Here is a 21,618-nt window from a genome sequence, read left to right on the forward strand (position 1 = left end):
GGGTCGCAGCGGTCCCGCCGGGTTGGCGTGGACTGGCGTCCAGCCCCCGCCGAGGTGACGGCCGGGTCGCCGGAGTCCTGTGCGGTTGGGCTGGACCGGCGTCCGTCCCCCGCCGAGGCGAGGGTCGGCGCGGGTGACAGCCGGGTCGCAGCGTCCACGACGTGGACATCGGTGGCCGGGGCCGCCTCGGCGGGCATAGCTTGGGCTCAACGCCCCACTTCCGGTGCTCGGATCTGCAACGATGCAGCGCGCACCCCGTTCTGCCCGGCCGCGTAAGCCGGGAGGAAGGACCTCCGATGACGCAGGACCCGACTGAGCCCACTCCGACGGCTGCCCCTGCGCCGCCCCCACCTCCCGCATCCGCTGCGACGACCGCGCCATCGGCCCCCTCTGCCGCCGCGGTGCCGACGAACGAGGGCAATCCCTCGATCCCCTCTCTCTTCGACCTCACGGGGCGCACCGCCATCGTCGTCGGGGCCGGGTCGGGGCTCGGGCAGGCCTCGGCGATCGGGCTCGCCGATGCCGGTGCCCACGTCATCGCCGCGGACCTCAATGCCGCCGGTGCCGAGGAGACCGTGCGCATCATCACCGAGCGCGCGCAGGGCGGGACGGGGTCGCATGCGGAACCGGAAACGGGGGCCGGGTCGCGCTCGGGACAGGGGCCGGACTCGGACGTCGTCTCGAGCCCGGGCCCGGCGACGGCCGCGGTCGTCGACATCACCGACTCGGACTCCGTCACCGCCCTCGTCGCCGTCCACCCCGACGCGGAGATCCTCGTCGTCACGCCCGGGGCCAACGTCCGCAAGCGCCTGACCGCGACGACCGACGACGAGTTCGACCGCGTCATCGACATCAACCTCAAGGGCACGTACCGGCTGATGCGCGGCTTCGGCGCCGAGATGGCCGAGCGCGGACGCGGATCGATCGTCACCTTCGCCTCGTTCCGGGCGATCACCGTCGAACCCGGACAGGGCATCTACGCCGCGGCCAAGGCCGGGGTCGTCCAGCTGACGAAGACGCTCGCGAGCGAACTCGGTCCAGACGGAGTGCGCGTCAACGCGATCCTCCCCGGCCCCTTCGACACCCCGCTCACCCAGCAGATCAAGGCCGACGAGCAGTGGTGGGACGCGTACGCGGACAAGACCGCGCTCGGCCGGTGGGGCCGGCTCCACGAGATCGCCGGACCGGTGCTCTTCCTCGCCTCCGACGCTTCGACGTACGTGACGGGCACGTCGCAGCTCGTCGACGGCGGGTGGATGGCCCACGACGGACGGTTCACTCCGCGGGTGTGAGCCAGTGCCGGGACCTCCGTGACGGGGGTCTCCCGGGCACATGTGACAATGGCTCAATGAGTTCTCCGCAGAGCACGCCTGCACCACCGTCGGGGCAGCGCCCAGGAATCGTCCGTCAGCTCGGACGCCGCAAGTCGATCACCAGCATGATCAAGGACACCGAGGACGCGAATTCGCAGGAACTGCGGCGCACGTTCGGAGTCTTCCAGCTCACCATGATCAGCGTCGGTGCGACCCTGGGAACGGGCATCCTCGTCATCCTCGGCGAGGCGGTGCCGATCGCCGGTCCCGGAGTGTGGATCGCGTTCATCCTCGCCGGCATCACGGCACTGCTCTCGGCGGTGAGCTATGCGGAGATGGCGGGCATGGTGCCGGTGTCCGGGTCGAGCTACTCGTACACGTATGCGACCCTCGGTGAGGGTGTGGCCTGGGTCTGCGGCTGGTGCCTTGTCCTCGAGTACGCGGTCTCGGTCGCCGCTGTCGCCGTCGGTGCCGCGGACTACGTCAACGAGACGCTGCGGATCTTCGGCGTCGAACTGCCGCCGGCGCTCGCATCGGGTCCCGAGCAGCCGGGCGGGGTCATCAACCTCTCGGCTCTCATCGTCGTCGCTCTCGCGACGATCCTCCTCATGCGCGGGGCGAAGGAGTCCGGCGTCGTCAACACGATCATCGTCTTCGTCAAGATCGGCATCCTCGTCTTCTTCTCGATCGTCGCGTTCACCGCGTTCAAGGCCGGCAACTTCGAACCGCTCCTGCCGATGGGTGCCGCCGGAGTCACCGCGGCCGCCTCGATCGTCTTCTTCTCCTACATCGGCTTCGATGCCGCCTCGACCGCCGGCGAGGAGGCGAAGAACCCCAAGCGCGATCTGCCGCGGGCGATCATCCTCTCAATGGTCATCGTCACCTCGATGTACGTCCTCGTCGCCGTCACTGCGATCGGCGCTCGGGAGTGGGAGTGGTTCGGCCTCGAGACGACGACAGCCCCGCTCGTGCAGATCGTCCATGAGATCACGCAGTCGAACTTCGCGGTCTTCCTCTTCGCAGCGTCCTCGGTGCTCGCGATCTTCTCCGTCGTCATCACCGTCCTCTACGGCCAGTCGCGCATCCTGCTGACGATGTCGCGTGACGGCATGGTCCCGCGCTTCTTCGGCATCGTCTCCCCGCGCACGGGAACGCCGCTCATCGGCACGCTCGTGACCGGCACGCTCGTGGCGATCACTGCGGCCCTCATCCCCCTCGGCGAGCTCGCGAACGCGACGAGCATCGGCACGCTCTTCGCGTTCTGCCTCGTCAACGTCGCCGTCATCTACCTGCGGGTGACGAAGCCGGAACTCGAACGCTCCTTCAAGGCGCCGCTCGGGTACACGATCCCCGTCCTCGGGGCGCTCGCATGCGCATTCCTCATGCTCAACCTCGGCGGGGTCACCTGGGCGGTCTTCGGGATCTGGATGCTCGTCGGGTTCCTCATCTACTTCGGCTACAGCCGCCGCCACTCACGCGTGGGCACGATGAGTGACGCCGCCTACCGGGAGAGCCTCGACGCCTGAGCGCGCGGGCTCCCCTCCTCAGAGCCACCATCCCAGCAACCCTCCGGGCGCTGGGCAACCCCGCGCCGGGTTGCTCAGCACACGGGTTGCCCAACGTCCGGAAGGCAGCTGGGAGCACAGCCCCTCGACGGCGGGGTTGCTGTGAGCGAGCGTCCAGCGCCCGGACGGTGGCTGAGACCGCTCAGTCGCGGCGGGCGCGGGCGACCTCGTAGAGGCTGACGGCGGCGGCGATGCCGGCGTTGAGCGACTCGGTGGTCGCGGCGATCGGGATCGAGACGATCTGGTCGCACTTGTCGGCGATGAGGCGGGAGAGCCCCTTGCCCTCGGAGCCGACGACGATGCACAGCGGATCCCGGCTGAATGTGAGCTCGGGCAGGTCGACCTCGCCGTCCATGTCGAGTCCGACGACGAAGACGCCCTGCTTCTTGAGCTCGTCGATCGCGCGGGCGAGGTTGACGACCTGGGCGACCTTGATCCGCGAGGCGGCACCGGCCGAGGTCTTCCATGCGGCAGCCGTCATCGAGGCGGCACGACGTTCGGGGATGATGACCCCGTGACCGCCGAAGGCCGCGACGGAGCGGACGATCGCGCCGAGGTTACGCGGGTCAGTCACCCCGTCGAGGGCGACGATGAGCGGGGTCTCGGCCCGTTCGGCGGCGAACTCGAGGAGGTCGCGGGGGTCGGCGTACTCGTACGGCGGGATCTGCAGAGCGATGCCCTGGTGGATCGCATCATCGGTGAGCCGGTCGAGATCGGCGCGACTGGCCTCGAGCATCGAGATGCCCCGCCCGGCAGCGAGCGAGATCGCCTCCTTGACCCGGTCGTCGGAGTCGATGCGGCTGGCGACGTAGAGCGCGGTTGCCGGCACGTCCTCGCGCAGGGCCTCGAGCACGGAGTTGCGCCCGGCGACCATGTTCGGCCCGAGCTCCTTCTTCTTCCGCTTCGCCTGCGCCGAGGCGTTCGCAGCCCGCTTGGCCTGCGCGGCCTTGTGCGCCTTGTGGTAGACCCGGTCCTCGGCCTTGGGGGTCGGGCCCTTGCCCTGGAGTCCGCGTCGGTTCTTGCCGCCGGATCCCTTCGGCGGCCCCTTCTTCTTCGACCCGCCGGAGCGTGGGTTCGATGCCATGTCAGTCCTCTTGGTTCGTCGGTGCCGTCCTGCCCGTCCCGGTCCGACCGGGACGAGCGTGATCAGCTGTTCTTGAGATGGTAGCGGTAGCCGTCGGCGGTGTCCTCGATCGCGATGCCCGCAGCGGAGAGTTCGTCGCGGATCGCATCGGCGGTCGCGAAGTCCTTCTCGGCCTTCGCCTCGATCCTCTTCTGCGCGAGTTCGGCCACGAGGGAATCGAGGGCGGCCGCGGCCGGGGCGTTCGCGTTCGCACCGCCCCACACCTCGGCGCTGGGGTTGACGCCGAGGATGTCGAGCATGAGCTCCACCTCGGCGACGATCCGGGCCAGACCCGGCTTGTCCGCACCGGAGTCGAGGAGCTTTGCCCCTTCTGTGACCCGGGCGAAGACGACGGAGAGCGCACGGGGCACGCCGAGGTCGTCGTCGAGGGCGAGCGCGAAATCCTCAGGCACGTCGACGCTCCGGTCGGCGTAGGCGGCCTCGACGTTCGGCAGCGCGGGAGCCTCGTCGCCGAGGGCCTGCCGGGCCCGGTCGAGGAAGTTCGAGAGCCGCTCGAGCGAGGCGGTCTGGCGCTCCATCGCCTCGGGTGAGTACTCGAGGACGGAGCGGTAGCTTGCGCTCGTGAGGAAGTACCGGACGGCGATGGGGCTGAACTGGGCGAAGAGGTCGGAGGCGAAGATCGAGTTGCCTAGTGACTTCGACATCTTGTCGCCGCCCACATTGAGCAGCCCGGAGTGCATCCACACGTTCGTGAACGCATCGCCGGCCGCACGGGACTGGGCGAGTTCGTTCTCGTGATGCGGGAAGCGCAGGTCGAGTCCGCCGCCGTGGATGTCGAAGTGGGGGCCCAAGTATTTCGTCGACATCGCCGAGCACTCGATGTGCCAGCCGGGTCGGCCGCGACCCCACGGGGACGGCCACGAGGCCGTCTCGGGTTCGCCGGGCTTGTGGGCCTTCCACAGCGCGAAGTCCCGGGGATCCTTCTTCCCTCGCATGTCCGAGTCCTCGGCCGGCTCCATGTCCTCGAGACGCTGGTTCGTCAGCTCCCCGTAGTCCGGCCATGAGGTCGTCGAGAAGTAGACGTCACCGCTGTCGTCGAGCGCAGGGTATGCGTGGCCGGCGTCGATGAGGCGCGCGATGAGCTCGTGCATCTCCGTGATGTGGCCGGTCGCGCGCGGCTCGTAGCTCGGCGGCATGATGTCGAGTGCATCGTAGGCGGCGGTGAAGGCCCGTTCATAGAGGAAGGCGTGGGCGAACCACGGCCTGCCCTCCTCAACGGACTTCGAGAGGATCTTGTCGTCGATGTCGGTGACGTTGCGGATGAGCGTGACACTGTAGCCGCGGTAGAGCAGCCAGCGGCGGAGCACGTCGAAGACCGACGCCGAACGCAGGTGCCCGATGTGCGGTTCGCCCTGCACGGTCGCCCCACAGACGTAGATCCCCACGTGGCCGTCGATGACGGGCCGCAGTTCGGAGGTCCGGCGGGTGGCGGTGTTGTACAGAGCGATAGTCACCCGCCCAAGTCTACCGGCCATCTCCGCCGAGGTGATCCTGGTCAGACGCCGGATTCCGCCGAGGTGGTGCCGCCGTCTCCCGCCGTCGTCACCGGGGTCGTCACCCCCGCGTCCGAGAGACATCGTCCTTGTCTCGACGACGGAGTTCGGATCGGTGCCGAATTGTGACCCACGACACGTGATGTGGGGCACTGTTCTCAAGCAACTCCCAGTAAGCTGGTGGGCAATCATCCGCGTGCATGCGGCACCGATGCCCATGAGGCGGCGTGAAAACGAAAGGTCATCATGTCAACCACCACATCCCAGAGGGAGGTCTTCGCCACCCGCGGCGCGTTCATCTTCGCAGCCATCGGTTCGGCAGTCGGCCTCGGCAACATCTGGCGCTTCCCGTATGTCACGTATGAGAACGGCGGCGGCGCCTTCATCATCCCCTACCTCGTCGCGCTGCTGACGGCGGGCATCCCGCTGCTCTTCTTCGACTACGCGATGGGCCATCGTGCGCGCGGATCCGCTCCGCTCTCCTTCCGCATGGCGACGAAGGTGGCCGAACCGATCGGCTGGTTCCAGACCGGTGTCGCCATCGTCATCGGCATCTACTACGCCGCGATCATCGGCTGGGCGGGCGCCTACATGATCTTCTCGCTCAACCAGGCGTGGGGCGACGATGCGGAGACCTACTTCTTCGGCAGCTTCCTCAAGATGGGCGACCCCGGGGTCTCCATGGAGTTCGTGCCGAGCATCCTCATCCTCGTCATCATCGTCTGGGTGATCACGCTCGGAGTGCTCCTCGGCGGCGTCCAGGCCGGCATCGCCCGCTTCTCGAAGATCTTCATCCCGCTGCTCATCATCCTCTTCCTCATCCTCGTCATCCGCGCGCTGTTCCTGCCCGGTGCGGCCGCGGGTCTCGATGCGCTCTTCACCCCGGACTTCGCGGCCCTGGCGGATCCGAAGGTGTGGATCGCGGCCTACGGTCAGATCTTCTTCTCGCTCTCGATCGCGTTCGGCATCATGATCACCTACGCGTCGTACCTCAAGCGGAAGACGAACCTCACCGGTTCGGGCCTCGTCGTCGCCTTCTCGAACTCCGGTTTCGAGATCCTCGCCGGCATCGGCGTCTTCGCCGCTCTCGGCTTCATGGCCTCGGCGTCGGGAGCAGCGGTCTCCGATGTCGCGACCAGCGGCATCGGCCTGGCGTTCGTCGCCTTCCCGACGCTCATCTCCGAGATGCCGGGAGGCAATCTCTTCGGCTTCGCGTTCTTCGCGTGCCTCGTCTTCGCGGGCCTGACCTCGCTCATCTCGATCGTCCAAGTGCCGATCCAGGCGCTTCGCGAGAAGTTCGGGGTCGGCAACAAGGCCTCGATCCTCCTCGTCGGCGGCGGCATGGCGATCATCTCGATCCTGCTCATGTCGACGGTCACCGCGCTCTACGTGCTCGACACGATGGACGCCTTCGCCAACAACATCGGAATCGTCGGTGCGGCCGTCGTCGGCCTCATCGTCGTCGGCTGGTTCGCGCGCAAGCTGCCCGCGCTCCGGGATCACCTCAACGCGATCTCGAGCTTCAAGGTGGGCTGGTTCTGGATGATCATCCTCGGCGGAGTCACCACCCTGGTGCTTCTCTACATGCTCATCACGCAGATCATCACCTATGCGACCGAAGGCTACGGCGAGTACCCGGCGCTGCTCATCGGCGTCTTCGGCTGGGGCATGATCGGACTGCTCATCGTCGCGGCGATCGTGCTCTCGCTCATCAAGTGGCCGAGGCGCACGATCGAGGAAGCCGATGAGGCGATCGCCGATTCCGTGGCCGAGGAGATCAAGCGTCCCGCCGGACGCCACTCGGCCGACGACACCATCCGAGGAGGGAACTGATGGGCACTTCAGCCATCGTCATGATGATCATCGCCATGGTCACCGTGTGGGGCGGGCTGGCAGCTGCGATCGTGCATCTGCGCAAGCACCCGGACACGGACGTCGACTGACCCTCGCGGTCACACGAGTCGAGCGGGGCGTCTCCTTCGGGAGGCGCCCCGCTTCGCTGTTCCCGGTGCCAACCCCGCCGAGGTGGTGGTGCGTCCGGAACCCCACCCCAACCTCGGCGAGGGCATCCAGGAACCCCATCCCCGCCTCGGCGAGGACATACCGGAACCGCGCCCCCGCCTCGGCGGGACGATCCGTGACAGATGCCGGACACGCTGGCTGAGGACTCGTCGCCTGGTTAGGGTGGACGTGTCCGAACTCTCTGTCGGCGCAGCGGAGCGACCCAGCTGACCTGCGCCGATCATCCCTAGGAGGCGCAATGCCACAGACCGTCAAGGGCGTCATCGCCCGGAGCAAGGGTGCGCCGGTCGAGCTCACCGACATCGTCATCCCCGACCCGGGACCGGGCGAGGTCGTCGTCGACGTCAAGTCCTGCGGCGTCTGCCACACGGACTTCCACTACCGCGAGGGCGGGATCTCCGATGACTTCCCGTTCCTCCTCGGCCACGAGTCGGCCGGCGTCGTCGCCGAGGTGGGCGAGGGCGTGACGAACGTCGAGGTCGGCGATTTCGTCATCCTCAACTGGCGCGCGGTCTGCGGCGAATGCCGGGCATGCAAGCGCGGCGAGCCGTGGTACTGCTTCAACACGCACAACGCCGAGCAGAAGATGACGCTCACCGACGGCACCGAGCTCACACCGGCGCTCGGCATCGGATCGTTCGCGGAGAAGACGCTCGTCGCCGCGGGACAGTGCACGAAGGTCGACGAGTCGGATCCGGCTGTCGTCGGACTCCTCGGCTGCGGGATCATGGCCGGCATCGGCTCGGCCATCAACACCGGTGAGGTCACGCGCGGGAAGTCCGTGGCCGTCATCGGCTGCGGCGGTGTGGGCTGTGCGGCCATCGCCGGGTCGCGCCTGGCCGGGGCCGGGACGATCATCGCCCTCGACATCGACGATGCGAAGCTCGAGTGGGCGAAGGACCTCGGCGCCACCGACACGATCAACACCCGCGGCATGAGCGAGGACGAGGTCGTCGCCGCGATCCAGGAGCGAACGAACGGCTTCGGCGCCGACGTCGTCATCGACGCGGTCGGCCGCCCGGAGACGTGGCGGCAGGCCTTCTACGGCCGCGACCTCGCCGGCACCGTCGTCCTCGTCGGCGTGCCGACTCCGGAGATGGAGCTGAGCGTGCCGCTGCTCGACGTCTTCGGTCGCGGTGGGAAGCTCAAGTCGTCGTGGTACGGCGACTGTCTGCCCGAGCGCGACTTCCCGATGCTCGTCGACCTCTACGAGCAGGGTCGCCTGCCGCTGGAGAAGTTCGTCACCGAGCGCATCGGCATCGGCGACGTCGAGGAGGCGTTTGAGAAGATGGGCGAAGGCAAGGTCCTGCGATCGGTGGTGGTGCTCTGATGGCTGCGATCGAGCATGTCGTCACGTCAGGAACGTTCTCCCTCGACGGCGGGACGTGGGACGTCGACAACAACGTGTGGATCGTCGGGGACGGCACCGAGGTCATCGTCATCGACCCCGCCCATGATGTCGATGCCATCGCCGAGGCGGTCGGATCGAGAGAGGTCAAGGCCGTTCTCCTCACCCATGGTCATGACGACCACGTCGGCGTCGTGCGCGAGTTCGCGCAACGGGTTGGCAATCCGCCCGTCTACCTCAATCCCGAGGACTACGTCCTCTGGGACATGACGTACGAGGACTACCGTCCCGAGGGGCAGATCGCCGACGGTGACACGTGGACCGTCGGAGGGGTGACCCTGCGGGCGCTGCACACCCCGGGCCACTCCCCCGGGTCGACGAGCTTCTTCATCGAGACCGGGCTGCCCATCCCCGCCTCGGCGGGCGCGGGCCATGCGGTCGGTCCCGTGCTCTTCTCCGGGGACACGCTCTTCAACGGCGGCCCCGGCGCCACGGGTCGTTCGCACTCGAGCTTCGAGACGATCATCGAGTCGATCAGGGACCGACTCTTCACCCTGCCCGATCCCACCGTCGTCCTCACCGGCCACGGCGACTCGACGTCGATCGAGGCCGAGAAGCCGTCGCTCGAGGAATGGATCAAGCGCGGGCACTGAGACGCAGCGATCGAGCGCCTCAGCCCGACGAGCGCCGCGATGCCCGAGATCCGGCGTCGCGGCGCTTCGTCGTCTTTGCCGTCGACCGATGGGCGCACACCCCTGTACACCCGACACCGATACGCGCACTTCGTGAAAACAAGTGTTGGCAACCCACACACTCGGCGCCCCCGATGAGACGATGAAAGCGAAAGGCGGTGGCAACGATGCAGCTCTACAAGATCAAGGCAAGCCCCGAGAGCACAGGCTACGGGCTCATGGCCCGCGACGCCGAAGGCTACTGCTACGTGTACTCCGCCAACACCGGACTGTGGCACCGCAACGGTGGTCGTGAGATCGACTTCGACTTCGATCATGAAGCCGTCTACCAACCGGTCACTGGTACTGAGGCTGCCGAGCTCCTCTCCGGAGTGAGGCCCGCTGATCCCCAGAGCATGGGCTGGTATGTCACGGAGTTGGAAGAACAGGCAGCCCAGTGGAAGAAGACGTCCGCCGAAGTCGGTGTGACGGACGGGAGTGGACCGTCGGCGGCGTGACCCTGCGGGCGCTGCACACCCCGGTCCACTCCCCCGGGTCGACGAGCTTCTTCATCGAGACCGGGCTGCCCATCCCCGCCTCGGCTGGTGCCGGCCATGCGGTCGGTCCCGTGCTCTTCTCCGGGGACACGCTCTTCAACGGCGGCCCCGGCGCCACGGGTCGTTCGCACTCGAGCTTCGAGACGATCATCGAGTCGATCAGGGACCGACTCTTCACCCTGCCCGATCCCACCGTCGTCCTCACCGGCCACGGCGACTCGACGTCGATCGAGGCCGAGAAGCCGTCGCTCGAGGAATGGATCAAGCGCGGGCACCAATTGAAGAAGTGGGAGCGTTGCCAAATTGTCAATCCCCCACCATTCGCCGAGTACATCTCGAAAAATTCTTGATGACGAAATCTCACTTTTACACGATCTCGCTTGATATTATCTGCAAATGATGAGTGAATTGCGGCGACCAGACGCCATCCTCGATTTGAGCCCAACAGAGGAATTCTTGTGCAAGCTTTTTCGAACTGAGAGTCGAGTATCTTCAGCTCGCAGTATTGTAGACACACGAGTTTCACTATTCAGAGGCTCTATCCTTGACCGCGCAGTCTCCGCACTATTTATTACGATCATATTTGGCTGCCTTGTACCGCGGTGGTGTCATAGCGTCGAAGCAACACTCCCGGTCGGCGGGGGTCTGATCGGTGGAGTGTGCAGATGGCGCGGGTGGGGTTGTCGTTCAGCGACAGGTCGGAGATCTCGGCGGCCTCGAAAGCGGGCTGGTCGGTGCGGAGGATCGCCCGTCACCTGGGGCGTTGCCCGTCGGTGATCTCGCGGGAGCTTCACCGGAACTCGACGAAGACCCGCGGCTACCAGGCCGTGACCGCAGACGTCAGAGCGCAGCGTCGGCGAGCTCGCCCGCAGCAGCGGAAGGTCGCGGGGGATCCGGTGCTGCAGGCGAGGGTGGACGCCGACCTGGCCGCGTCCTGGACGCCGAACGAGATAGCGGGCCGGTTGCGTCTGGAGGCGACAGACCCGACCGTTGAACGCATGGCGAACTCTCCTGACGCACGCGGCCGAACCGTCTCCGGTGAGGCTATCTACCAGTACATCTACGCAATCCCGAAGGGTGAGCTCGCCCGCAAGGGCATCTTCCTGCAGTCCAAGCGGACCAAGCGCCGACCACGTACGACCGGGCGGACGCGCGGTGGCCCAATCGTAGGTATGGTCCCGATCGCGGAGCGAGGTGAGGACGCCGCCCAGCGTCGGGTGCCGGGGCACTGGGAGGGTGACCTGATCATCGGGAAGAACGGCACCTCGTGCGCGGCGACGCTGGTGGAGCGGATGAGCGGGTTCACCGGGCTGCTGGCCCTGCCCTCGAAACACGCCGAGCCAACCGCTGACGCGGTCATCGAGTTTTTCAACGACCTGCCCGAGATGATGAAGGCATCGTTGGCGTGGGACCAGGGCAGCGAGATGGCCCAGCACGCGAAGGTCTCCCTGGCCACGGCGATGCCGGTCTACTTCGCCGATCCCCACTCGCCCTGGCAGAGGCCCAGCAACGAGAACACGAACCGGCTCTACCGGGAGTATCTGCCCAAGGGCACGGTGATCCCCGATCACCAGCCCTACCTCACCACCATCGCCGAGGAGATCAACAATCGACCCCGCCGCCGACTGGGCTATCTCACGCCCACCGAGGCATTCGCTCGACTGCTCGCCGGCGAGCCCCATGTTGCTTCGACGCCTTGACATCGCCCGCTATCAACGTTGATAGCAATCACAAATTTTCCCGCAGGCCCGTCCTCGACCGTCCAGCTACTCGAACAGATCTATTTATTTGCATCAAGATGGATCTTTGATGACATCTCGAGTTACATTAGTCTATCTCTAGCTCTCATGACAGCAGGCCTCACCGCAACGGTGACCGTCGCTGCAATGGACCGCTCAAGATACAACGCTGACCTAGAAAACAAAACATACATCGGGAAATTTTCTCAGTTCTTCAACCTCACGATTTCTACCTTTTTCTCAGCGCACCTCCTCCTCTGCCTTGGATGGTTCTTCTGGCGCGAAGAAGACGGCGGAAACATCTCCATATTCGCCCCAGAAGTTTCAGCAATCGGCTGGATAGTGGTGGTGTCATAGCGTCGAAGCAACACTCCCGGTCGGCGGGGGTCTGATCGGTGGAGTGTGCAGATGGCGCGGGTGGGGTTGTCGTTCAGCGACAGGTCGGAGATCTCGGCGGCCTCGAAAGCGGGCTGGTCGGTGCGGAGGATCGCCCGTCACCTGGGGCGTTGCCCGTCGGTGATCTCGCGGGAGCTTCACCGGAACTCGACGAAGACCCGCGGCTACCAGGCCGTGACCGCAGACGTCAGAGCGCAGCGTCGGCGAGCTCGCCCGCAGCAGCGGAAGGTCGCGGGGGATCCGGTGCTGCAGGCGAGGGTGGACGCCGACCTGGCCGCGTCCTGGACGCCGAACGAGATAGCGGGCCGGTTGCGTCTGGAGGCGACAGACCCGACCGTTGAACGCATGGCGAACTCTCCTGACGCACGCGGCCGAACCGTCTCCGGTGAGGCTATCTACCAGTACATCTACGCAATCCCGAAGGGTGAGCTCGCCCGCAAGGGCATCTTCCTGCAGTCCAAGCGGACCAAGCGCCGACCACGTACGACCGGGCGGACGCGCGGTGGCCCAATCGTAGGTATGGTCCCGATCGCGGAGCGAGGTGAGGACGCCGCCCAGCGTCGGGTGCCGGGGCACTGGGAGGGTGACCTGATCATCGGGAAGAACGGCACCTCGTGCGCGGCGACGCTGGTGGAGCGGATGAGCGGGTTCACCGGGCTGCTGGCCCTGCCCTCGAAACACGCCGAGCCAACCGCTGACGCGGTCATCGAGTTTTTCAACGACCTGCCCGAGATGATGAAGGCATCGTTGGCGTGGGACCAGGGCAGCGAGATGGCCCAGCACGCGAAGGTCTCCCTGGCCACGGCGATGCCGGTCTACTTCGCCGATCCCCACTCGCCCTGGCAGAGGCCCAGCAACGAGAACACGAACCGGCTCTACCGGGAGTATCTGCCCAAGGGCACGGTGATCCCCGATCACCAGCCCTACCTCACCACCATCGCCGAGGAGATCAACAATCGACCCCGCCGCCGACTGGGCTATCTCACGCCCACCGAGGCATTCGCTCGACTGCTCGCCGGCGAGCCCCATGTTGCTTCGACGCCTTGACATCGCCAGTCACCGTTTTACTGGCCAGCATTTCCATCGTAGATGTCAGTGTACTGAAAACGAGGCGGGACAGCCTATATCGCGAACTCGGCAACTTGAACAGAGGCATTGATCGGCGTCTTGAGTATCGGCCACTTCCTCTATTTAACATAATCAATCTTGCCGCATTCCTCAGCGTGCTCATAGTACTCGTTTCTGACTCAGCATTGATTCTCACGGTAGCCCCACCGATCCGCGAATCCGGGCTAATATTCACGGCGCGTCACATGGTTGCCGCGTTAATTGCCTCTTACGCCACGGCTTACGTCTACTTCACGCTGACCAGAATGAAATCTCCACAGGTAGGCGGTAGACGGATCGCAACCTATTCAGCAAATGCGCTGTATATTATACTAGCGTTGGCCTGCGGCGCCTTGTCGGCGAGCTCCTGGGGCTCGAGCTACGCTTACCTCATTGCCCTCCCGGTTCAAATTCTCACCTTAGCGCTTGTGCCGGTCCTTGTTAAACGCTCCAAGGTTGGAAGACAACGATTACACCTTAGCAACAATAACTTTCTCTTAGAAAGAAGAGCTGATTTGAAACGCGCAATTGACCGCGTCAACGATCAAATCACCGAAATAGATCCTAAGTAAAATCTGCCGAACTCGCATATCCATCATTTGCCTACGAATTTATTCACCCCCGTAGTTCCTCATGTCAATACGCCCGCGAAAATCACCCGGCCTTGACCCGTACTCCCTTGCGCACATCCGGCAATGCCGACGGGAACGATGCCAGATACAGCTGCTCCGTCTTCTCCCTTGAGAGCACCAACAACCTGTCCTGGACCCTGGCGATTTCAGCAGCGATCTTCGCTGGGTTAAGGCTGTCTCGATGTGCGTTCATCTCCACCACCTGCTTCGGGGACAGCACATTCGCGGCCAGGAGCCTGTCGAAGGGAGTCCGTGGGGCATCGTAGAGACGTTTACGACGTCAATTCCTCGTCGACGAATACCCGATGGGTTTGATCGTGGGCATCAGGTAGTTCACCCGATCATAGACCAGGCGCCATAGCCGGTTCAGTGCCCGTCTCTCCAGGTAGGTGTCGTACCGGTAGTAGAACCCGTACCGCCGGGACTGCTGAGGGTTTAGTTGACTTCACGACTGGATAAGTTCCAGGAAGGATGGAAGTCATGCCAAAGATCTACACCGATGAGTTCAAGCAATCAGCTCTCGAGCTCCTGGGCGAGGGGATGACCCAGAAGCAGGTCTGCGCCGACCTCGGCATCTCGAAGTCAGCTCTCCAGGCCTGGGTCCGTGACTCCCGCCTGCGCGAGCACGGCCTCGAGCCCTCCCGTGATCCCGAGGAGTCACGCGCCCAGGCAGCAGCACTGAAGCGGATCAGGGAACTCGAGCGGGAGAACAAGATCCTCCGCGAGGCTGCAGCGTATCTCTCGCAAGCGAACTTGAAGCTCGGTGGTCATCACCCAAAATGATGTACCCGCTGGTCCTCGACCTTGCTGCCGCCGGGGTGCCGGTGGCAGTGGCCTGCCGGGTACTCGGCTTTACCAAGCAGGGTTTCTACAAGTGGTGCGCGAAACCTGTCTCTGACCGGGAACTCGAGGAGGCGCACTTGATCAATGCCGCCTACGACGTTCATACGGACGATCCTGAGTTCGGGCACCGGTTCATCGCTGATGAGCTCCAGGCGTGCGGATACAGCGCCTCTGAACGTCGTGTGTGGCGGCTGTGCTCGCAGCAGGAGCTGTTCTCCCACACGATCAAACGAGCCCGGAAGCACGGTAAGAAGCCCGGCCCGCCAGTGTGTGATGACCTCGTCGAACGCGACTTCACAGCAAAGGCAGTCAACGAGTTGTGGCTGACCGATATCACCGAGCATCACACCAGTGAGGGCAAGCTGTATATGTGCGCGGTCAAGGATGTGTTCAGCAACAGAATCGTCGGTTATGCCATCGATTCGAGGATGAAATCTCGTCTGGCTGTGGCGGCGATTGATGACGCTGTGGCTCGTCGTGGCGGACCGCGAGCCGTGGCAGGGTGTGTCGTTCACTCGGATCGCGGGTCGCAATTTCGCTCTCGTAAGTTCCAGCAGGTTCTACGGCGTTACGGGCTAGTCGGATCGATGGGTCGGGTCGGCGCTGCTGGTGATAATGCGGCGATGGAATCGTTCTTCGCTGTGTTGCAGAAGAACGTCCTCGACCGGGGCCGTTGGGACACGCGAGCGAGGTTGCGGACATCGATCGTCCACTGGGTCGAGCGGACCTACCACCGGAAGCGTCGGCAACGGCGTTTGGGTAAACTGACTCCGGTTGAATACGAGCTTGTTCACCACAAGGCCGTCGCTCTGGCGGCATAAACCCCGGAGTCAACTAAACCGTCAGCAGTCCCTAGGGCCACGTGAGTGAGCACTGCATCTGCCAACATGGACACCATCATTGAAGTCAGAGCCGGTTGACTACTGAAGCGATCATGTCGTGGTGTGGCAGATTGGCCGTTTCTTTGCGCAGCCGCTAGGACGGGCTCCCGCTCAACACTGCCGGCGCGGAGGCGCAAACATTCGTAGCAGGCTGACTGATTCGGGTAGAACCAGGGACCTACGCGGAAGCGGCCACTGCGGGCCGGGGTCACCGGCGCCCAGACCCGGATGTCGGAAGTGAGAGCCATTTTATTTGCTTCATCTAGAAGCGGGTCATGCTCATCTGCTGCGACTACGAGCATGACATCTGCTGAGCTATTGTCCGGCAGATCGGCCACTACCGTTGATTCAGCGATGGGATATTCCTTCAGCAGCGCCTGCAGGGAGGCGACTACCTTCGAACCATTCGGGTTAACGATGACGACGGTGGCGGCTTTTAACCTTTGGGCGATGTCTTCGAAAGCGACAAGGCCTCCGCTCCGGTTTGCCAATGATACGACTGAATCAGGCCAGGGCGTCTGCTCAGACGGGACGAGGATTTCCGTTTCCGTAAGAACCTCAAACGCTGACTCCAGCCGTTGAATATCGTCTGTTGAGTACTCGCTGCCTTCTTCAGGTGTCGTAATCGTCTCTGATGTTGTAAGGACCTCTGAAATGAAGGGCCAGAGGGCATCATCCGACAGACTGTAAGTATGGGATGCGGCTTCGATGACTACGCGGTCTCCGTCGTAGGAAACTCGAATGTCCGGGTTGATTTGGTAAATCGTCTTATCAGCCATTTCTACCTCGCTTTTTCAGGGCACCGACATACTTTTGAAAATCCTGCAGAGCATCCCCTCCGTCGGTTTCATCACCCGAAGATTCGGTCACGACGAGCTGCTGGGCGGCAACGATCCGGCCGCTCAAGCCTGGGTCCATCCCTGCGGTGACCATGGCGTCAAGGAGGTCGGCAGGCTTGCCTTTCTCAGCTCGAATGGTCTGTCCAACTTCAACGCTCAAGGCTTGGGCAACGGATTTTGCAGACACAGTTGATGGCTTACCGCCTACCTGGACGTCACAGTCGGACGAAGCTGTTTCTACCGCTCCTCGTACCAGCGCGCAACGTCGGTCCCTGGTGATCAGGCTCATCCCCTGCGCGGGCTCAACCAAGCAGAATGCATTAAATTCCAGAGCCTGTTGCACATCCTCTTCCCAGTCCTCTGCTGCGCGGGGAAGGCGGAGCACTTTTACGGCGCCAAATCCACGTAACTGCGATTCAATCGAATCGAGCCAAGAGAGGTACTCCGCAGCTCCGTCTGAAATGACTTCTGTTACCACTTCCGGACGAATCATTAGACGTACTTCAGCGCTCGCCGTTGTATTTAATTCAGCGCTTAGCTCTTCGCGATTGAGCGTTACTGCGTCTACTACCACGAGGGAAGTAGAGCTATTGAGATCGGACAGTATGTCCGCGATGTGCGGTCGTGATCCTAGGTAGGTGACTGCCACGAATTACGCCTCCTGAAAGTGGATGAGGAACAGTTTTCCGAAGTTCGAGCTGTCGCTGGCAAATGGAACGATCCCGTCTCGCTCATCTGTGTACGTTGTGACTTCAGCGCCGGGAAGCGAGGACTGGCATAGGGATGCGACTTCCTCGTCCGTGAATGAAGCGTTGTACTGGTCGATGAGGAACTGGTTGAGCTCGTCCGCCGCTGTGTGCTGTATGCAAGGCCCAGTTCGCAGCAGATCCACGATAAGGATGTGCCCCTCTGGGTTGAGCAGCCTTCGTAACTGTGCGCAGCGCTCTGAGGGGTCGTCCCATAGTGCAATATTTAGAGAAGAGACGACGATGTCTGCGCTAGGAACTGTGGAGGGCAGATTCTCTATGCCCGCGCGGACAAATTCCACGCTGTCTGACGAGGGAGTTGCTTCGGTGTGTAGTTCGGCGCAGTCGGGGTCTACGCCGATGTACTTCCGAAAAGAGGTGAAAGTCTTTGCCAGCAGACCCTCACCGCAACCTATGTCGATAATCGTGGGGGCTCTGGTTCCAAAGCCGGAAATTTCAGAGGCGATGAATTTAGAGTAGCGAGGCTCGACTTCTGCATCATGTTTCCGGGCGGTCGGGACCAGGGCTGGGTCGCTGTACCACCGCCGCGCGTTTTGGCGAGCACGCTCTGTGTTCGATTGCAGGCATCCCAGGTTTGACGAATTTGTCACGATTCCTCTGCCAATTCCTCTGAGGTCTCACGAGTCGGGTGCTTTTTCTTTTCACGCCGAGGGCCGATGAACCACCACATGGGAACGATGAAGGCTGCGACGATCACCCAGTAGATCAGCCAGAACGAACCTTCGACGCCGGTAATCAGCACACCGACGCCGAGTAGAAGTACACTAATTGAAGACGCGACGAATGCGCGTTTCCACGTGGACAGGGATTCCTGATATTTCGACTCATTGTGGGGCTTTACAGGTTGCTGCCCATAGCGTTTGGCCAAGCGAGCGTCTAAAGATTTTATGATTGTCGGCCCCAAGGCAACTGAATAGCCAATATAAATAGCCGACAAGCCATGGATGAAGTTCGCCGATCTGCCGGAACTGAGATCAACATAGGTTAGAGCTAGCAATGCTAGATCGACTACTGGCGTCAATACTAACAGTGCTGCCCCAATACGTGGGGAGTGAAGTGCGTAACGTGTGAGAAGCCCTGCGAGAAGCAGTACCCAGAACAGGATCTCAGCGGCCGCTATTGATATAAGAAGCAAGCTTTGCGCCTCCTGGTGTCGAGAGTTTAGCGCTTGCAAGGGTCAAGGTAAACACTAGGCACTTGGCCTACCACAGAGCCAAGTGCCTAGTGTTCACCTAGGAAGTTAGCCGCCGCAGCAGCAGCAGCACGGGAGGGTCGTGCAAGAGCACCGAGCAGCCGTGGGCTCGAATGCCTGGACCTCTGAGACGATCTTCGAAGAGTCAGTCGAGACTGCCGGAGGCAGCTTGCTGATTAGGTTAGACATGTGCTTCTCCTTCTTCCTGATTACCCACACGGCGCTTCCGTGTAGGGGTGCATTTCGCACAAGTAAAATCTAGGCACGTTTCCAACTCCAATTCAATAGTTGCACAAGCAACGACGTCTTGGATTTTAGTTTAGTGATCAACTTAGTTTGCCTGGTGTTCGAATCGTGCCTTCGGATTAGATCGAACATTCCAGCTGGTGTCGTTCACAAGCGCGCCTGACGGTGAACCGTTTCGCTATAATTCAACAGTGGTTCAGCGCGGGTTAATTTATCTAAATGAAATATCAATCATTTAATTCTCAGCGTTTTCTCATATTTGCTGTCGGGTTCAGCTTCCATCGTTGCTGACACGATCCCGGCGCGCACGAGGGACATCGCCCACCATTGGCACGACAAACGTGGAAGACCCCTGTAGACAGCGTCTACACCCCGGCACGGTGAGGGTATGAAACTCGACGATCTGACCTTCCTTGACTGGCTGGGCCTGCGCCGCCACATGCGTGAGACCTTAGAGCCCCACGACCTGTGGCTGGAACTGCCGCATAAGTACGGGGCGTGAGCGGTCTTGCCGGACGTCGCGTATTACGCGCCCCTGTATGACTTCGCCGTAGAGGACACGGTAGCGTTTCCTGACTCGACCTCTGACAGCTCCGTACTAATGAAGCGCACTGTCAAGCCCCGGGTTTCGTAGAGGCTCCCTTTCTTGGTTTCCTATGCAGCCGCAACCTCTGTCATGGGCTGGTTGACCCAGTCAGAATGGACCTCGAGCGGCGGTCGGTAACCGATCGCCGAGTGCAACCTGGACTCGTTGTACCAGGCCACTCACGCCGACTTCTCCGCCAACACCTCGATCAACCCCGACCACACCTTACGGTCGATCAACTCAGCCTTCTACACCGAGTTCAGTGCCTCAGCCATCGCGTCATCGTACGAATCCCCACGCGATCCCACAGACGCGACGATCTCTGACTCCGCGAGGGCCTCACCATAGCGAATCGACCGGAATTGAACCCCGCGGTCGCTGTGATGCACCAGCCCGGACACGTCTTCACCAACCCGATACTTCGCCGCCAACGCCATCGTCAAAGCGTCTCTGGCCAGAGACTCCCGCATATGGTTCGTCACCTGCCAGCGCACGATCTCCCGATGGAACACATCAAGAATGAACGTCGTGTACACCCACCCAGCCTGAGTCGGGACGTACGTGATGTCGGCGACCCAGACGCGGTTCGGGCCCGGTGCTGTGAACTCACGCTCAACGAGATCGTCCGGACACTCCTCAGCCCGGGCCGAGACCGTCTTCGGACGCTTGCGCTTCCTCCGGACCCCGTCGATGCCCAGCCGGCGCATCAACCGCTCCACCGTACAGCGGGCCACCGCACCGAAACGGTCGGCGTAGCCGCGGTTGATCGCCTTCCACATCTTCCGTACCCCGTAGCAGGAATAGTTGGCCTCATAGACATCGCGGATGACCACCACCAGAGCCTGGTCCCGACGGGCTCTGGCCGAGGGTGGGCGCTTCTTGTTCGCGTAATACGAGCTCACAGCAATCCGTGCAGCAGTCCCTTTCAGGGCGCGCACGATCGGCTCGACTCCGAACTCGTGACGATTGTCGTCGATGAAGGCGACGACTACTTGGATGGGCGGCCTGGCTCCGCCGCGAAGAAAACCGAGGCCCGGCGCAGGATCTCGTTGGCTCGTTTCGCTTCGGCCAGCTCAGCCCGCAGCCGGCGGTTTTCCGCTTCCAGGTCGACTGACTCAGTCGGCGTGGATTTGCCGGAGTCCTTGTGCTTGCGCACCCAAACCCACAGGGGCTCTTTGCTCAGGCCGAGTTCCTTCGCGACGCGGGTGATGGCTCCGTTCGCAGTGTCGGGATCGGCCTGGGCATGGATGACGAGCTCAACAGCGCGAGCCCTGAGTTCGTCGGTGTATTTCACTGGCAAGAGAGAAACTCCTTCTTCCAATCTCCCTGCCTCTATTCTCCCCGGGGCATGACATTGTTCTTCGAATCGATCGTGGCTTGATCGTTCTTCTTATACGGCCGCGATCTTGTGAAATAGATGTCCCTGGATCCGGCCCATTCGATAACGTGCTGGTTGAGGAACTCCGACCCGTTGTCGAAATCCAGACCGGTGATCTGGAATGGGATCTCACGAGCGGCGGTCTTGAGGCCTACCAGGATGTTCGTGTGGGCGTTGTTGCGCACGGTGCGGGTGAATGTCCACCCGGTATGGAAGTCAGTGAGGTTGAGTGTGCGCGCGAATTCTCCGGACTCGACGGGCCCGCAGTGAGCGACGGTATCACCTTCGAAGAAGCCGGGTTCGTCTTCGACCTCGTCACCTGCCCGACGGATCGTGATCGCTGAGCGCAGCAGACTTCCCGGTTGCGTCGTGGAGTGTCCGTTTATCGCGTCTTTGGCTCGGATAGGTTTGAGGTATCGGTCGATCGTTGCGGGGCTCATCGTCAACAGTTCCTTACGGACCTTGCGGGTGTAGCGTCCTTGGCCGATCACGAGCTCGCCATGGGCCTCGAGGAGGTCGAGGAGGATCCGCATCACCGTCGCAAGGTATTTGCCGCACTGGCCGCCAGAGATTGCCCACACGCGTTGGAGGGTCTTCGTCGCGTCGTAGGAGTATTTCCTGGCACGGGGCTTCCGCGGTGCTTTCGCGACTTGCCGACCGGGACCCGGCGGGTGGTGCGCGGCTTGGGTCAGGCGCCGGCGGGCGTTATCGCGAGACCATCCGGTCACAGCAATGACCTCGTTGAGGATGGCGCTCTTGGTCTTCTTCGGTGCCTTCGTGTACGTCTTGGCGTATTTCGTGGTGATCTCGGCTCGTGTCGTCATCGACAGTTCACTCCCCATGGTGTTCGAGGGTCCACCATTTCGCGGGCAAAAGTATGTGAGGCATCGGGTGCGGTT

Annotated in this window: 21 protein-coding genes and 1 pseudogene; 12 read left to right on the forward strand and 10 right to left on the reverse strand. The window is 62.9% G+C overall.

Annotation, left to right across the window (positions count from 1 at the left end; translation table 11 throughout):
- The first annotated feature begins 296 nt into the window (after positions 1 to 296).
- Together AC0VYB_RS14935 and AC0VYB_RS14940 are read left to right on the forward strand one after the other, a co-directional pair.
- Positions 297 to 1,292, forward strand: coding sequence for an SDR family NAD(P)-dependent oxidoreductase (locus AC0VYB_RS14935; RefSeq protein WP_227007164.1), 996 nt, complete (start codon positions 297 to 299; stop codon positions 1,290 to 1,292).
- Positions 1,293 to 1,348: 56 nt separating this feature from the next.
- Complete coding sequence (locus AC0VYB_RS14940; RefSeq protein ID WP_063248832.1) at positions 1,349 to 2,839, forward strand: amino acid permease; 1,491 nt, start codon at positions 1,349 to 1,351, stop codon at positions 2,837 to 2,839.
- 181 nt (positions 2,840 to 3,020) lie between these two features.
- On the opposite strand, the gene rlmB is transcribed toward AC0VYB_RS14940, so the two are convergent.
- Both rlmB and cysS read right to left on the reverse strand, forming a co-directional pair.
- Positions 3,021 to 3,962: a 23S rRNA (guanosine(2251)-2'-O)-methyltransferase RlmB gene (rlmB, locus tag AC0VYB_RS14945; RefSeq protein ID WP_009376476.1), complete on the reverse strand. Its 942-nt coding sequence runs from the start codon at positions 3,960 to 3,962 to the stop codon at positions 3,021 to 3,023.
- 62 nt (positions 3,963 to 4,024) lie between these two features.
- Positions 4,025 to 5,476, reverse strand: coding sequence for a cysteine--tRNA ligase (gene cysS, locus AC0VYB_RS14950; RefSeq protein WP_101623542.1), 1,452 nt, complete (start codon positions 5,474 to 5,476; stop codon positions 4,025 to 4,027).
- Positions 5,477 to 5,761: 285 nt separating this feature from the next.
- On the opposite strand from cysS, the gene AC0VYB_RS14955 reads away from it, so the two are divergent.
- The 10 genes and pseudogenes from AC0VYB_RS14955 to AC0VYB_RS15000 all read left to right on the forward strand — a co-directional run bounded on the left by AC0VYB_RS14955 (position 5,762) and on the right by AC0VYB_RS15000 (position 15,651).
- Positions 5,762 to 7,348 carry a sodium-dependent transporter gene (locus AC0VYB_RS14955; RefSeq protein ID WP_063248830.1) on the forward strand — a complete coding sequence of 529 codons (1,587 nt, stop codon included), beginning with the start codon at positions 5,762 to 5,764 and terminating at the stop codon, positions 7,346 to 7,348.
- A complete protein-coding gene (locus AC0VYB_RS14960; protein WP_009376483.1) occupies positions 7,348 to 7,458 on the forward strand; it encodes a methionine/alanine import family NSS transporter small subunit in 111 nt (36 codons plus the stop codon). Before AC0VYB_RS14955 ends, AC0VYB_RS14960 begins: the two co-directional genes overlap by 1 nt.
- Positions 7,459 to 7,775: 317 nt before the next feature.
- The gene (locus AC0VYB_RS14965) at positions 7,776 to 8,867 is read left to right on the forward strand and encodes an S-(hydroxymethyl)mycothiol dehydrogenase (RefSeq protein WP_063248829.1); all 1,092 of its coding nucleotides are present in this window, start codon (positions 7,776 to 7,778) and stop codon (positions 8,865 to 8,867) included.
- Positions 8,867 to 9,538, forward strand: a complete 672-nt coding sequence (locus AC0VYB_RS14970) for an MBL fold metallo-hydrolase (protein WP_063248828.1) — start codon at positions 8,867 to 8,869, stop codon at positions 9,536 to 9,538. Before AC0VYB_RS14965 ends, AC0VYB_RS14970 begins: the two co-directional genes overlap by 1 nt.
- Positions 9,539 to 9,744: 206 nt before the next feature.
- Positions 9,745 to 10,074, forward strand: coding sequence for a hypothetical protein (locus AC0VYB_RS14975; RefSeq protein ID WP_063248827.1), 330 nt, complete (start codon positions 9,745 to 9,747; stop codon positions 10,072 to 10,074).
- Positions 10,044 to 10,388: pseudogene (locus AC0VYB_RS14980) on the forward strand (MBL fold metallo-hydrolase); the annotation flags it as partial. The gene AC0VYB_RS14975 and the pseudogene AC0VYB_RS14980, both read left to right, overlap by 31 nt.
- Before the next feature lie 390 nt (positions 10,389 to 10,778).
- Positions 10,779 to 11,813 carry an IS30 family transposase gene (locus tag AC0VYB_RS14985; protein ID WP_009381402.1) on the forward strand — a complete coding sequence of 345 codons (1,035 nt, stop codon included), beginning with the start codon at positions 10,779 to 10,781 and terminating at the stop codon, positions 11,811 to 11,813.
- Between the two features lie 147 nt (positions 11,814 to 11,960).
- Positions 11,961 to 12,209: a hypothetical protein gene (locus AC0VYB_RS14990; protein WP_475384788.1), complete on the forward strand. Its 249-nt coding sequence runs from the start codon at positions 11,961 to 11,963 to the stop codon at positions 12,207 to 12,209.
- A 51-nt stretch (positions 12,210 to 12,260) separates the two neighbouring features.
- Complete coding sequence (locus AC0VYB_RS14995) at positions 12,261 to 13,295, forward strand: IS30 family transposase (protein ID WP_009381402.1); 1,035 nt, start codon at positions 12,261 to 12,263, stop codon at positions 13,293 to 13,295.
- 1,172 nt (positions 13,296 to 14,467) lie between these two features.
- A protein-coding gene (locus AC0VYB_RS15000; RefSeq protein WP_414017399.1) for an IS3 family transposase occupies positions 14,468 to 15,651 on the forward strand; the annotation gives its coding sequence in 2 pieces (ribosomal slippage) (positions 14,468 to 14,725 and positions 14,728 to 15,651; 1,182 coding nt in all).
- Here AC0VYB_RS15000 and AC0VYB_RS15005 read toward each other — a convergent pair.
- From AC0VYB_RS15005 to AC0VYB_RS15040, 8 genes are all read right to left on the reverse strand, one after another.
- A complete protein-coding gene (locus AC0VYB_RS15005; protein ID WP_475384789.1) occupies positions 15,621 to 16,490 on the reverse strand; it encodes a TOMM precursor leader peptide-binding protein in 870 nt (289 codons plus the stop codon). The genes AC0VYB_RS15000 and AC0VYB_RS15005 overlap by 31 nt on opposite strands.
- Complete coding sequence (locus AC0VYB_RS15010) at positions 16,483 to 17,199, reverse strand: hypothetical protein (protein ID WP_475384790.1); 717 nt, start codon at positions 17,197 to 17,199, stop codon at positions 16,483 to 16,485. The genes AC0VYB_RS15005 and AC0VYB_RS15010 overlap by 8 nt, the downstream gene beginning before the upstream one ends.
- A gap of 3 nt (positions 17,200 to 17,202) precedes the next feature.
- Entirely contained in the window at positions 17,203 to 17,907 is a 705-nt protein-coding gene (locus AC0VYB_RS15015) for a class I SAM-dependent methyltransferase (protein WP_119297222.1), read from the reverse strand.
- Positions 17,904 to 18,452, reverse strand: a complete 549-nt coding sequence (locus AC0VYB_RS15020; protein WP_119297223.1) for a hypothetical protein — start codon at positions 18,450 to 18,452, stop codon at positions 17,904 to 17,906. Before AC0VYB_RS15020 ends, AC0VYB_RS15015 begins: the two co-directional genes overlap by 4 nt.
- A gap of 105 nt (positions 18,453 to 18,557) precedes the next feature.
- Entirely contained in the window at positions 18,558 to 18,698 is a 141-nt protein-coding gene (locus AC0VYB_RS15025; RefSeq protein ID WP_146603784.1) for a plantazolicin family TOMM peptide, read from the reverse strand.
- A gap of 891 nt (positions 18,699 to 19,589) precedes the next feature.
- Positions 19,590 to 20,279, reverse strand: a complete 690-nt coding sequence (locus tag AC0VYB_RS15030; RefSeq protein ID WP_259821657.1) for an IS3 family transposase — start codon at positions 20,277 to 20,279, stop codon at positions 19,590 to 19,592.
- A gap of 50 nt (positions 20,280 to 20,329) precedes the next feature.
- Positions 20,330 to 20,635, reverse strand: coding sequence for a transposase (locus AC0VYB_RS15035; RefSeq protein ID WP_111416941.1), 306 nt, complete (start codon positions 20,633 to 20,635; stop codon positions 20,330 to 20,332).
- A gap of 38 nt (positions 20,636 to 20,673) precedes the next feature.
- On the reverse strand, positions 20,674 to 21,543 hold the full coding sequence (locus AC0VYB_RS15040) for an integrase catalytic domain-containing protein (RefSeq protein WP_119296952.1): 870 nt from the start codon (positions 21,541 to 21,543) through the stop codon (positions 20,674 to 20,676).
- Positions 21,544 to 21,618 lie beyond the last annotated feature (75 nt).

It is taken from the genome of Brevibacterium sp. Z349TD_9 (genome assembly GCF_056173565.1).

Coding starts and splice junctions, on each gene's coding strand:
- AC0VYB_RS14935 (WP_227007164.1), top strand. CDS start 297: ATGACGCAGGACCCGACTGAGCCCACTCCGACGGCTGCCCCTGCGCCG.
- AC0VYB_RS14940 (WP_063248832.1), top strand. CDS start 1,349: ATGAGTTCTCCGCAGAGCACGCCTGCACCACCGTCGGGGCAGCGCCCA.
- rlmB (WP_009376476.1), bottom strand. CDS start 3,962: ATGGCATCGAACCCACGCTCCGGCGGGTCGAAGAAGAAGGGGCCGCCG.
- AC0VYB_RS14955 (WP_063248830.1), top strand. CDS start 5,762: ATGTCAACCACCACATCCCAGAGGGAGGTCTTCGCCACCCGCGGCGCG.
- AC0VYB_RS14960 (WP_009376483.1), top strand. CDS start 7,348: ATGGGCACTTCAGCCATCGTCATGATGATCATCGCCATGGTCACCGTG.
- AC0VYB_RS14965 (WP_063248829.1), top strand. CDS start 7,776: ATGCCACAGACCGTCAAGGGCGTCATCGCCCGGAGCAAGGGTGCGCCG.
- AC0VYB_RS14970 (WP_063248828.1), top strand. CDS start 8,867: ATGGCTGCGATCGAGCATGTCGTCACGTCAGGAACGTTCTCCCTCGAC.
- AC0VYB_RS14975 (WP_063248827.1), top strand. CDS start 9,745: ATGCAGCTCTACAAGATCAAGGCAAGCCCCGAGAGCACAGGCTACGGG.
- AC0VYB_RS14985 (WP_009381402.1), top strand. CDS start 10,779: ATGGCGCGGGTGGGGTTGTCGTTCAGCGACAGGTCGGAGATCTCGGCG.
- AC0VYB_RS14990 (WP_475384788.1), top strand. CDS start 11,961: ATGACAGCAGGCCTCACCGCAACGGTGACCGTCGCTGCAATGGACCGC.
- AC0VYB_RS14995 (WP_009381402.1), top strand. CDS start 12,261: ATGGCGCGGGTGGGGTTGTCGTTCAGCGACAGGTCGGAGATCTCGGCG.
- AC0VYB_RS15005 (WP_475384789.1), bottom strand. CDS start 16,490: ATGGCTGATAAGACGATTTACCAAATCAACCCGGACATTCGAGTTTCC.
- AC0VYB_RS15025 (WP_146603784.1), bottom strand. CDS start 18,698: ATGTCTAACCTAATCAGCAAGCTGCCTCCGGCAGTCTCGACTGACTCT.
- AC0VYB_RS15040 (WP_119296952.1), bottom strand. CDS start 21,543: ATGACGACACGAGCCGAGATCACCACGAAATACGCCAAGACGTACACG.